The organism is Vibrio sp. S17_S38 (assembly GCF_014694375.1).
Classification (GTDB): Bacteria; Pseudomonadota; Gammaproteobacteria; order Enterobacterales; family Vibrionaceae; genus Vibrio.
Genome location: NZ_JAAUWW010000004.1, coordinates 43718 through 55786 on the forward strand (window position 1 = coordinate 43718; position 12069 = coordinate 55786).

General features: G+C 38.3%; 12 protein-coding genes. 6 read left to right on the top strand and 6 right to left on the bottom strand.

Annotated elements, in window-relative coordinates; all coding sequences use genetic code 11:
• The first annotated feature begins 19 nt into the window (after nucleotides 1–19).
• The 3 genes from HC725_RS04555 (at nucleotide 20) to HC725_RS04565 (ending at nucleotide 2355) form a co-directional block, all read left to right on the top strand.
• The gene (locus HC725_RS04555; RefSeq protein WP_190330594.1) at nucleotides 20–1081 is read left to right on the top strand and encodes a FecCD family ABC transporter permease; all 1062 of its coding nucleotides are present in this window, start codon (nucleotides 20–22) and stop codon (nucleotides 1079–1081) included.
• On the top strand, nucleotides 1081–1908 hold the full coding sequence (locus HC725_RS04560; protein WP_190330595.1) for a heme ABC transporter ATP-binding protein: 828 nt from the start codon (nucleotides 1081–1083) through the stop codon (nucleotides 1906–1908). Before HC725_RS04555 ends, HC725_RS04560 begins: the two co-directional genes overlap by 1 nt.
• Before the next feature lie 126 nt (nucleotides 1909–2034).
• Complete coding sequence (locus tag HC725_RS04565; protein ID WP_190330596.1) at nucleotides 2035–2355, top strand: YfcZ/YiiS family protein; 321 nt, start codon at nucleotides 2035–2037, stop codon at nucleotides 2353–2355.
• Between the two features lie 85 nt (nucleotides 2356–2440).
• Here the strand turns inward: HC725_RS04565 and HC725_RS04570 are convergent, their stop codons facing one another.
• The 4 genes from HC725_RS04570 to HC725_RS04580 all read right to left on the bottom strand — a co-directional run bounded on the left by HC725_RS04570 (nucleotide 2441) and on the right by HC725_RS04580 (nucleotide 5426).
• Nucleotides 2441–2704: a hypothetical protein gene (locus HC725_RS04570; RefSeq protein ID WP_190330597.1), complete on the bottom strand. Its 264-nt coding sequence runs from the start codon at nucleotides 2702–2704 to the stop codon at nucleotides 2441–2443.
• A 143-nt stretch (nucleotides 2705–2847) separates the two neighbouring features.
• Nucleotides 2848–3891 carry a GMP reductase gene (locus tag HC725_RS04575; protein WP_190330598.1) on the bottom strand — a complete coding sequence of 348 codons (1044 nt, stop codon included), beginning with the start codon at nucleotides 3889–3891 and terminating at the stop codon, nucleotides 2848–2850.
• Between the two features lie 311 nt (nucleotides 3892–4202).
• Nucleotides 4203–4439 (bottom strand): hypothetical protein, encoded by a 237-nt coding sequence (locus tag HC725_RS16705; RefSeq protein ID WP_238928427.1) that lies wholly within the window; start codon nucleotides 4437–4439, stop codon nucleotides 4203–4205.
• 450 nt (nucleotides 4440–4889) lie between these two features.
• Nucleotides 4890–5426: a DUF3332 domain-containing protein gene (locus HC725_RS04580; protein ID WP_190330599.1), complete on the bottom strand. Its 537-nt coding sequence runs from the start codon at nucleotides 5424–5426 to the stop codon at nucleotides 4890–4892.
• Nucleotides 5427–5748: 322 nt separating this feature from the next.
• On the opposite strand from HC725_RS04580, the gene HC725_RS04585 reads away from it, so the two are divergent.
• Both HC725_RS04585 and HC725_RS04590 read left to right on the top strand, forming a co-directional pair.
• On the top strand, nucleotides 5749–8115 hold the full coding sequence (locus HC725_RS04585) for a fatty acid cis/trans isomerase (protein WP_190330600.1): 2367 nt from the start codon (nucleotides 5749–5751) through the stop codon (nucleotides 8113–8115).
• A 148-nt stretch (nucleotides 8116–8263) separates the two neighbouring features.
• The gene (locus HC725_RS04590; RefSeq protein WP_190330601.1) at nucleotides 8264–8719 is read left to right on the top strand and encodes a methylglyoxal synthase; all 456 of its coding nucleotides are present in this window, start codon (nucleotides 8264–8266) and stop codon (nucleotides 8717–8719) included.
• 64 nt (nucleotides 8720–8783) lie between these two features.
• Here the strand turns inward: HC725_RS04590 and narL are convergent, their stop codons facing one another.
• On the bottom strand, nucleotides 8784–9437 hold the full coding sequence (narL, locus tag HC725_RS04595) for a two-component system response regulator NarL (protein WP_190330602.1): 654 nt from the start codon (nucleotides 9435–9437) through the stop codon (nucleotides 8784–8786).
• A gap of 12 nt (nucleotides 9438–9449) precedes the next feature.
• On the bottom strand, nucleotides 9450–10172 hold the full coding sequence (locus HC725_RS04600; RefSeq protein WP_190330603.1) for a histidine kinase: 723 nt from the start codon (nucleotides 10170–10172) through the stop codon (nucleotides 9450–9452).
• A gap of 453 nt (nucleotides 10173–10625) precedes the next feature.
• Here HC725_RS04600 and HC725_RS04605 point away from each other — a divergent pair, with 453 nt between their 5' ends.
• Nucleotides 10626–12020, top strand: a complete 1395-nt coding sequence (locus HC725_RS04605; RefSeq protein WP_190330604.1) for a NarK family nitrate/nitrite MFS transporter — start codon at nucleotides 10626–10628, stop codon at nucleotides 12018–12020.
• Nucleotides 12021–12069: the final 49 nt, after the last annotated feature.

The following is a 12069-nucleotide window of genomic DNA, read 5'->3' on the forward strand; positions in this document are numbered from 1 at the left end:
TTATTAGACAGGAAGTAACATGTTACGCCATATTCCTTTTAGCCTTCTATTTACGGCATTTACATTGTTACTGTGTATTATTATCGTCATCTCTATTTCCGTCGGCCCAATGAACATTTCATTTAGTCACAGCCTTCAAAGTAGTATTCAAAACATTTTACCTACGTTTATGACACCAAAAATGCACGACTTGCCGATACATGTTGAACTTATCATCCAACAAGTACGCTTACCTCGCACACTGTTATGCTTATTAATTGGCGCAATTTTAGGTTTATGTGGCGCTGTCATGCAGGGGCTATTTCGTAATCCATTAGCCGAGCCAGGAATTATTGGGGTCTCATCTGGCGCGGCACTTGGCGCGGCACTCGCCATTGTTTTCTTCGCTGAATTAAAACAAGACTATCCGCTATTTATGGATATAGCCGCTGTTCCAATTTTTGCTTTCTTAGGTGGCGCATTAACGACAATCATTGTTTATAAATTAGGTACGAGCCAATTTGGTACTTCTGTGACTGTAATGCTACTCGCTGGAGTCGCGATAAGTGCATTATCGGGTGCTGCGATTGGTTATTTAAACTTTATTGCAAACGATCAAATGCTGAGAGATTTATCTCTTTGGTCAATGGGTTCGTTAGCTGGTGCTACATGGGCAGGAATTGGTTTAGCCGCTATAACATTAATCGGCTTACTGGCATTTTTTATGCGACAAGCAATGCCACTCAATGCTTTATTGCTCGGTGAAGCTGAAGCTACTCATCTTGGCGTTCCAGTCCAATCATTGAAACGTAAATTAATATTATTAACCGCCGTCGGTGTCGGCGTTACAGTAAGTTTAAGTGGCATGATAGGATTTATCGGACTCGTCATCCCTCATCTTGGGCGAATGTTAATTGGGCCAGATCATCGTGCACTACTACCTTTCTCAGCAATTCTAGGTGCATTATTATTAACGCTAGCGGATATGTTCGCACGCGTCGCCGTAACTCCTGCAGAATTACCGGTTGGTATTGTGACGGCAATTGTGGGTGCCCCATTCTTTTTATACCTTCTGTTTTCCCAAAAAGGACGGATTGTTTAATGTTAACGACTTCGGAACCTTTAGCTGCCTCCATTAAAGCTCGTCATATTCACCTACAATTTGGTAATAAGCTTATCCTAAATGATCTTAATTTGGATATTTACCAAGGACAAGTGACCGCTTTATTAGGGCCGAATGGAACAGGAAAAAGTAGCCTACTCAAAATTTTAAGTGGTGAACAGTCACTTCCCAAGAAACCTAAATTAGCTAATGACGATCAAGGGCCGACTTTGCACTACTTTGGTAAAGCACAGCAAGATTGGGATAAATCTCAGTTGGCGAAACAACTTGGCATGCTACCTCAACAAAGTACGCTTACTTTCCCATTTTTGGCTAAAGAAGTCGTGGAGTTAGGGGGAATCCCATTAAATCTGAATAATCACAATTTAAAGCAAATCACTCAAAAAACCATGGCAACCGTTGGTATTTCTGACCTAAGTGAGCGCTCTTACCCTTCACTGTCGGGAGGAGAAAAACAACGAGTTCATTTAGCCCGGGTACTCACTCAATTAAGCAGTGCAGCAGATAATTGTATTTTTATGTTAGATGAACCAACATCGGCTTTAGATTTAGCCCATCAACATAGAACGCTATCTTTAGCGAAAACAATGGCAGACAGCGGTGCTACCGTTATTATCGTACTTCATGATTTAAACTTAACAGCGCAATACGCAGATCGGATCTTATTACTTAACCAAGGAGAAATCATTGCAGATGGCAATCCTTGGGAAACATTAACCCCAAAAAACATTTCACAAGTCTACGGGTATCCAACATTTATTCAGCCACACCCTACTTATGGTTTTCCCATCGTTTACCCGGTATAGGTTTTGCTTCATAAACATAATCTTTCAGAAATTAAACTATTGTTTGATTTTCATCATGATTATTGGCTAGTTTTGCAAAAAAATGAGGCGTAAAATAAAGTAAATCGTTACTTTAAGGTAATAAGCATGAATAACCAAAGACAAGAATTAGAACTAGAAATAACTGAAAACGAAGTTTGTGAAGCCTGTGGTTGCAGTGCTGAAATGGGATTTATCATCAAAGAAGGTGATGATGTTGCAGATGTTCATATTCAAGGTCCAAACAAAGCAACCCTACTTACCCATTTAGAACCTTATCTTGCATTGGCAAAACGGGTAAATGACAAATTTGAATATCAAGTTGAAGATATGACTGATGATACTACGCAGTTAACAGCTCGAATTAAATTTGAATGTAGCGCAGAAAAATTAATTTTTGAGTTACAAAGCCGTACTTTAAATCGTTAATTATTTTTTATTAAGCCAGTAAGCTTTAAGGTCACTTCAACCTAGTTACTGGCTTTTTTATGCACTTTATTTGATGTTTGTAAAATCAACACGCCGTCATCATGCTGGCAACCATTTCATGCGCACTTTTTGGCATTGGCTTAATTTCACTTAGATATTCATGAATTTCTTTAGGGCTTAATGTACAACCACGATCAGTAAAAGACATGATTTGATGTGTGGTGCTGACTTTAGCTAATGTAAATTGATCACGATTAGAATTAAAAGGGGAAAACATCCAGCGTAAATGTTCCACTTGCTCTATTGTTGCGTAATCTTCTTTTTTCTTAAATTCGTAGACATTTGTCATTCTATTTTCCTTTTTATCATAGCCCTATAACTGTTTAAATATACAGTACACTTTCGCTGTATGTCTATTCTTTTATCCTTGTAAATTTTAGATATAAAAAAGGCCGCTTAAAAAAGCGACCTTGTTAGGGTTAATCTAGAAATTTATTCACGTCCGTAAACGTTATTTTCTTGCTCTTGAACACGGATAAATGTGGTTCGTTTTGTCAGCTCTTTAAGCTTCGCCGCGCCAACGTATGTGCAGGTTGAGCGTACTCCACCAAGAATATCATTGATGGTATCGTGCACCGTTCCACGAAATGGAATCAATACTGTTTTCCCCTCAGCTGCACGGTATTTAGCAACACCACCAGAATGCTTCTTCATAGCAGACTGTGAAGACATACCATAAAATTTCATGAATGACTTACCATCTTGTTCAATGCGCTCGCCACCTGATTCTTCATGTCCAGCTAGCATGCCACCAAGCATTACGAAATCGGCGCCGCCACCAAAGGCTTTAGATACATCACCGGCGCAAGTACAACCACCGTCACCAACAATGGTTCCACCAAGGCCATGTGCAGCATCCGCACATTCAATAATGGCAGAAAGTTGAGGATAACCAACCCCTGTTTTTACGCGAGTTGTACATACAGAACCAGGGCCAATACCAACTTTAACCATATCGGCACCTGCAAGAATTAACTCTTCAACCATATCACCGGTTACTACGTTACCAGCGCTGATCACTTTATCAGGAAAAGCTTCACGTACTTTCATCACGTAATCAACAAGATGCTCAGAATAACCATTAGCTATATCAACACAGATAAAAATTATGTCATCGGTTAATGCCATAATATCTTGGGTTTTCTGGAAATCAGCGTCTGATGTTCCCGTTGAAACCATGACGTTATTCAAAACTTTAGCTTCATTATTTTTAATGAAATCGGCCCAGTCAGCAACGGTATAGTGCTTATGAATCGCAGTCATTACGTTATGTTCAGCAAGTGCTTGTGCCATTGCAAAAGTGCCTACTGAATCCATATTAGCCGCAATAACAGGTACACCAGCCCATTGACGACCACTATGCTTGAATGTAAAATCGCGGGTTAAGTTTACTTGAGAACGACTTTTTAGAGTTGAACGCTTAGGGCGAAATAAAACATCTTTAAAGCCTAACTTTAGTTCTTGTTCGATACGCATTTTATACACTTCCTTTGAAACAAATAATGACGCGTCCTATTTTGGTTCGCAGCTTTACTGTATCAGCAAGTTGCGTAGCGAATCGCTTTGGCAGAAGCATTCGCATATTTCGGACACAAAAAAACCGGAGCGTTGGCAGGCGCTCCGGTTTTCAGTATTATAGGTTGAGATTTTTTTGTTACTAGTCTGATATTTCATTTTTTTTTATGATACCTTATGGAAGATAGCAACTACGAAAACCATTTCATTATCAAAACATACCTCACACCAAACTATCGCAACCCATTGTTAAATATATAATTCACTACTAATTATGGCCATAAGGTCAAAAATAATATACGTAGTATCACTGCAAATATCACTAATGACACTCCTAATTTATAATATTTAAATTCACTTACCGACATTTCTACTCGTTTATAGAAGATAGTAACTAAACCTTTCCAATCTTGACTTCTCTTTCCGTATTGCATCATGCTGATTAAAATAAGAACAATGCCTATTAAGAGGAAACTCTTTTCAATCATTAATACTGTCATTTCAAACATACTTAACTCTCCCATCATTCATTAATGACACTATGTCGTTTTTTTTCATCAATGACTGTTGGACTTAAGTCGTAAATATTGAATTCTGTGATCTTTAAAACGTCGACACATTTAACCTGTATTCTGGATAAAAAAATTTATAACCTACTAATTTATGGTCTATTTTTATCACTTATAGAACAGAGTAGGAATTTTAGGCACATAACGAGAAAAGATTATGAATCAATAGCTGGCATATTGCGTTAATTTTAACGAAGTTAGGAACTAAAATAACAAGTTGTTTAGATTAAATTATTTAGAATTCAGGTTATTTAAATCAGGCATAAAAAATGCAGAGTGACCGAAGTACTCTGCATTTTATTATTCGTTTTTTGGCATTAACTCAAAGCCTAAACGTTATATGCCCTGAGAGAGGGTAAATTACGGCTTCAAGTAAAACAGTATCTCAAATTACAGTTTAGCTGCTGCTACGTAATCTTCTAATTCTTGTACTTTTACTGTAGTGATAAGTTGATTATCAGCATAAAAAGTAACTAGATCGCCAGATTTAACGCCACGTAATGTTTTTTGAGTACCATTTACATAAGCAACGTTCATTTGCAGTGTGTTCGCATCAATTTGTTCAATTGTTGCGTTTTCAATATCAGCATTGTTCGCTTGAACTGGTACTGTAGTCAAAGAGCTATCTAGCTTGTCATTTACTTTAAGTAAAGATGGTGCTGGTGTATCAACAAGTGCTGGTGATTTGCCAGTGATCACGTTTTTACCAGTCCAAAATTCGATGGCGTTAAAAATGAATAAATCGCCAACAGATGCAATCGCATAAACTGGGCTCATTAAAAGAAATAGGCCTTCACGAGCATAACGGTTATCAACAGCCATTAAGTTAGCTTTACCTACTAGGCCAGTTACACCCATTTGTCCCATACAGCCACTAAGCGTTGTTACACCTAGAGCTGCCACTACTGCTATTTTTAATTTTTTCATATTAATAATCTCTATTTTATTATGTTTTAAATTCGGGATAAATTTAGCACAATGGAACACTTTCGTTAAGTTCATTCGATTGAAATTAAAAGAAAAAAGAGTGTACACTCTCACTTATGTAAAAAACACAGTACCAACATTGTTATGCTGAATGCATCTATGGCATTGCATTTAAGTTGCTGATTGTTTAATTAAGGTTAGCAGTATTTAACAAAATTTCTAGTGACGTCTATATAACCAATAAATAATAGTTAACAATTAATTTAGATTTGCTATCTTCACAGTTAAAACATATGACTTAACTATCAATAGTGAACTCTCAATGAAATTGAAGCACTTCCTCTCCATACTGGCACTCGTAACGTTTTCTGGATGCGCCGTTTATACTGGGTTAAATTATGATAACCTCTTTGGGAAACAGCAAGTTCAGCCACGGACACCAAAGTTCGACACTCAAGCAGCGCAACATTTTATCAACGATATAAAACCCATTTTAGATAACCGCTGCGTGGTTTGTCATGCCTGTTATGATGCTCCCTGCCAATTGAAATTATCCTCCGTAGAAGGTATTGACCGTGGAGCAAATAAAAGCCTGGTATATGCAGGAACCCGTCTAACTGCGACGAATCCAACCCGTTTATTTGAAGATGCTCAGACAACACAAGAATGGCGAGACATTGGCTTTCACCCTGTGCTCAATGAGCGATCTCAAATTCCAGAAGCAAATTTAGAAGCAGGGTTAGTTGCTCGCTTATTAGCTCAGAAAAAAGAACATCCGATGGTAAAACAAAATCAGCTAGAAGGTTTTGATTTCTCGGTTGATCGAACCCAACAATGCCCAACGATTGAAGAATATGATCAATACGCAGCCAATTATCCAACATGGGGAATGCCTTATGGAATGCCAGCATTAACCAATAAAGAGCACAATACTTTAATGCAATGGCTTTCAAATGGAGCCGTAATGACTGCTCATCAACCTTTATCACAACCTCAGCTGAAACAAGTAGATAAATGGGAGACCTTCTTAAATGGAGATTCGTTAAAACAACAATTAATGAGTCGTTATGTATATGAACACCTCTTTTTATCACACTTATATTTTTCAGACTTTCAAAGAGCGACTGAGGGGAGTGACATTCAATTTTTCATGATAGTTCGATCGTTTACCCCACCCGGTGAGCCGGTCAAACGAATCGTCACTCGTCGCCCTTACTCTGATCCTAAAACTGATCGAGTGTATTATCGCTTGGTTGCTTACCCTGCCACTATTGTTGATAAGACCCACCAGCCTTATGCATTAAATGATCAAAAATTAAAGCGAATAGAATCTTTATTTATCAAGCCAGCGTATGAAGTCAACGTTTTACCGAGTTATAAAGCTTCGGTTGCAGCAAATCCCATGACGGCATTTGTGGACATCCCCGTTGAATCTCGATATCGCTTCATGCTAGATAATGCTCAAAATACCATCATGAGCTTTATCAAGGGGCCTGTTTGCAGAGGACAATTAGCGTTGAATGTAATTAACGACCATTTTTGGGTTTTCTTCGTCGATCCTAAGTCATCAAGCTTAGATAAAGTTAAACAATTCTATAGCAGTCAAATCGAGAATTTACGCTTACCAACTGAAAAAAGTACCGTTGTTCCCACTTATCAATGGTTATCATATTCCAAACAGCAAGCCGCTTATTTAGAAGCTAAATCTCGTTATATGAATGAATGGTTCAAAGATGGTCAGCATTTAACTGCTGAATTAATTTGGGATGGTGATGAGGAGAATGATAATGCCGCATTAACCGTTTTTCGTCACTTTGATAGCGCTTCGGTCGTAAAAGGTTTAGTAGGTAAAGCACCTAAAACAGCTTGGGTAATGGATTACTCTTTATTAGAACGAATCCAATATCTTCTTGTTGATGGGTTTGATATTTATGGCAACTTTGGTCACCAATTAATGACTCGCATGTTTATGGATTTCCTACGTATGGAAGGAGAAGAAAACTTTTTATCGCTGCTTCCCGTTGAAGAACGCCATAAACAAATGGAAAGTTGGTATCAAGATCCTTCACCGCAACTAAGTAACTTTATCCAACGTGATGTAGCACCATTTGAACAACCGACCAATATTCACTATAAAACCAATAATCCAAAAATGGAATTGTATGGCATTTTGGAGCAACGGCTTAAACCCGTTTTATCTGACCGTTACTCGATAAAAAACACGGGATTATCGATAAAAAACGAAGCTATTTTAAGCGAAATAAATAACCTGCAAGGAAAAGGCATTTATCGTACACCTCCGTTAATTTCAATCATGGTGACCACTAAATCAGGTAAACAACAGGTGTTCACATTGATTCATAACAATGCTCATAGCAATATCTCGAGCTTATTTGATGAAGAGAGTAATCGCCAAAAAGAAAAGGATAATCTAACTTTAGTCAAAGGCGTACTTGGTAGCTATCCTTCTGCATTCATTAAATTAAAAGAATCCGATATCGGCGATTTTTATCAACGGCTCGCCAGTTTAAACAATGATGATAATTACATTGCTTTATTAGACCGTTATGGAGTTAGACGAAGTTCAGATGATTTTTGGAAATTCAGTGATGAATTGCACCAATGGTATGAAAAAGATCAACCAATTGAAGCCGGATTACTCGATTATAATCGCTTTGAAAACCGCTAATTATTGATGCTTAAAACTTATAACGCTTTATCGTCAAGTAATTACAAATAAATAGACATAGGTACACTTATCGTCTATTTATTTTTTAATGTTTCACTTATGCTGTTACGTAGCCAATATTTATCATTACTCAGTTAGGATGCTAATAATGAAGAAAACCATTCGTACCATGCCCGCACACAAAAACGTTGCACTTGTCGCGCATGATAATTACAAACCTGAATTACTTCGCTGGGTAATCGAAAATAAAGAGAAACTGCAAAAACACTTTCTCTACGCTACTGGCACAACAGGCCATATGTTAAGCAAGGAAACAGGACTTGCGATTAAAAGCTTAATCAGTGGTCCAATGGGCGGAGATCAACAACTTGGCGCACTGATTTCTGAAGGAAAAATAGACATGATGATTTTCTTTTGGGATCCATTAAATGCTGTACCACATGATCCCGATGTTAAAGCGTTACTACGCATAGCCTCTGTTTGGAATATTCCCGTGGCCACTAACCGTGCTACTGCTAAATTTTTATTTAATTCACAATTACTTGAGCAAGAAGTGGATATCGAAATCCCAGACTATCAATCCTACTTAAACGATAGACTTTAATCTCTATTCAACCCTGGCATTTAAGGACAAATGCTAGGGTCGACTTTCTTTAATTATTCCTTGATTAACACACTTTCTCTTCATGTGCCCATACCGCCATTTCTACGCGTGAACGCAAATTCAATTTTTTAAGTAAACTTTTAACGTGAACTTTCACGGTCCCTTCTGCAATTCCAAGTTTACGTGCAATCATCTTGTTCGTCATACCTGTTGCAACCAGCTTTAAGGTTTGAAATTCTCTTTTAGTTAAACTATCTACTCCGCGTGGCGCTTCTTTTTTACTTCGCAAACCTTCCATTAAAATCGGCGCCATTTCTGGACTTAATACCATTTGACCATTGCAAGCTTGATCAATGGCCTTTATTAGTTCTTCCGGCTCCATATCTTTCAGTAAATAACCATCTGCACCTAACTTAATTGCATTGGTTAAGTCACCTTTATAATTCGAGACAGTAAACACCACGACTCGGCTCGATAAACGGCAGTTCCGTAATTCACGTAAGGTCTCTAAGCCATTCATTTCAGGCATATTAAGATCTAACAAGATAAGATCAGGATCGTGCTCTTTCGCTAATGCAATACCATCTGTGCCAGTGTGAGCCATTGCTACCACTTGCATACTGCCATTCATCTCAATCAGATGTTTAACACCACCGCATAACATCGGGTGATCATCAATTAATAATATGGTCGACTTATCGTTGTGTTGTAATTCCATAGCAATACCTTTTTATTGTGGCGAGAACTCAATATTAATACGAGTCCCTTCCCCTTGTTTTGACTCAATATTGAGCTGACCGGGTAACGACTTGGCTCTGTCTTTCATAATAGTGAGACCATAGTGATTTTTTGGCTCGGTGATTGTATTCATACCACGACCATTATCCGTTACCGTGACAGCAACTTTTTGGTTATTAACATCATATTTTGCATCAATATGAACAATGCTCGCATTTGCATGTTTATAAATGTTGGATAATGCTTCACGAACAATATGCACAATATGCACAGCTTGATGGGAAGAAATACTATTGGCTGGCACTTCAAAGTTTAAGTTGATCATTAAACCCAATTTCTCATTAAATTCTTCAACCGTATTTTCCAATGCAGCTAATAAACCGGGTTCCGTCAATTTCAGTCTAAAGGTCGCCAGTAAATGGCGAAGCTGGGTATAGGCCGTATCTACTTCCTCACGCATTTCCTTCACTAAGTTTTTTTGATCATCCGAAAAATTGCTGCTTTGCATTTGCAAGCAACTCAAACGGATCTTCAAACAAGACAAAGATTGAGCAATGGAATCATGCAATTCACGAGCAATAGTCGCCCTCTCATTGGCTAACATTAATTCACCATTTAAATGCTCTTGGTATTTAGAGGCTAATGAACGAGTAATCTGTTTACTTAACGTGTCAATCAGTTGTAAATCATCCTCTGAAGCAACTTCGTCATGCAAAAACTCAATTTTTAAAGTGCCATAACTACGTAATCCATCTTCAAGCTCCCAAACCTTATTTACTGACGAGCGAAAATGGATTCCAGAGAGGACTAGAAAGCGTTTGTTTTGATTGAGCTTGCTTTGATTGATCTTTCTTTAATTGAATTAGCTTCATGGCAGTCTTTCACAAAGAATAAGGCCATATTTTATGCTTTTTGAGATAGAACCATATAACCATTTATAGGTATCACTTAATATCCATCACACCACTTTTCCATTCATCACCCTCAACGGTAAAACTTAAACCATTAATAATAAACAAATTAATAACCATACAAATTCTACCCATATAGGTTTGATGTCAACGCTACGCAACTCAAAAACTGGCATTCAATTGATATGAGTCAAAAAGTCCCTTTAAAAATAGGTCAAAGCTAGCTTCTATTTTGCAAACTTAGTAAGGATTTTGAAATGGAATCGACCATTCATAAGAATAAAAATATTAGCAAGGTGTTAACCAATTGGGTACCGGAAGACCCGACGTTTTGGCAGCAGGAAGGCCAGCATATTGCCCGTAAGAATTTATGGATTTCTATTCCCTGTCTGTTGCTCTCTTTCTGTGTTTGGATGATGTTTAGCACAGTTTCTATCAATCTTAATCGAGTAGGGTTCACCTTTACTACCGATCAACTGTTTTTGTTAACGGCATTACCTTCTGCCTCCGGCGCAATAATGCGTATCCCTTATTCGTTTATGGTGCCCATTGTAGGTGGACGTCGTTGGACTGCCTTCACAACCGCCTTCCTGGCAGTACCCTGCATCTGGCTATCCATTGCCGTTCAAGATTCAAATACGCCCTATTCTATTTTTGTCTTAATTTCTCTACTGTGTGGTTTCGCTGGTGGCAACTTTGCATCAAGCATGTCAAACATCAGTTTCTTCTTTCCAAAACATAAACAAGGTGGCGCGCTAGGCTTAAATGGTGGCTTAGGTAATCTTGGCGTGAGTGTCATGCAATTATTTGCGCCACTTGCCGTTTCTATGGGTATCTTTAGTTTCTTTGTTTCTGGCTCTCAACAACCGGATGGCAGCATGTTATGGCTAGCCAATGCACCTCTCATTTGGGTACCGTTTATTATTATAACTACCTTGGCGGCATGGCTTGGCATGAACGATATTGCCACCGCTAAAGCATCTATTTCTGAGCAACTGCCAGTGTTAAAACGCCCTCATATGTGGGTATTAAGCTTTTTATATTTATCGACTTTTGGTTCCTTTATTGGTTTTTCTGCCGGATTTGCAATGTTAACCAAAACTCAATTCCCAACCATAGATATTATCCACATCGCCTTTCTTGGCCCATTATTAGGTGCATTAATGCGACCTGTAGGCGGTGCATTATCCGATAAGCTTGGTGGCATCAAAGTCACCACCATTAACTTTATATTGATGGCAATATTTACAGCTTCAATTTTCTACTTCTTACCTGGAGAAGCATCCGCCAACGGTAATTTCAAATTGTTCTTTATTGGTTTTATGTTGTTATTTGCCACAGCCGGCCTAGGTAGTGGTTCAACTTTCCAAATGATTGCGGTGGTATTTAGACAATTAACAGTTGAAAGAATGCTACGTGAAAATGGCGGCAACGAAGAAAAAGCACAAGCGCGAGCAGTCAAAGATTCGGCGGCAGCATTAGGCTTTATTTCTGCTATTGGCGCAATTGGTGGATTCTTCATCCCCAAAGCCTTTGGTACGTCTCTAGCACTGACAGGATCCCCGGTTGGGGCCATGAAAGTTTTCTTATGCTTTTATGTTGCTTGTATTATTTTGACTTGGGCGGTGTATGGCCGTTATGAGAAGAAATAAAAATCAAATGCAAATCTAAAGCCTAAGAAAGCAAGAAAGCAAGAAAGCA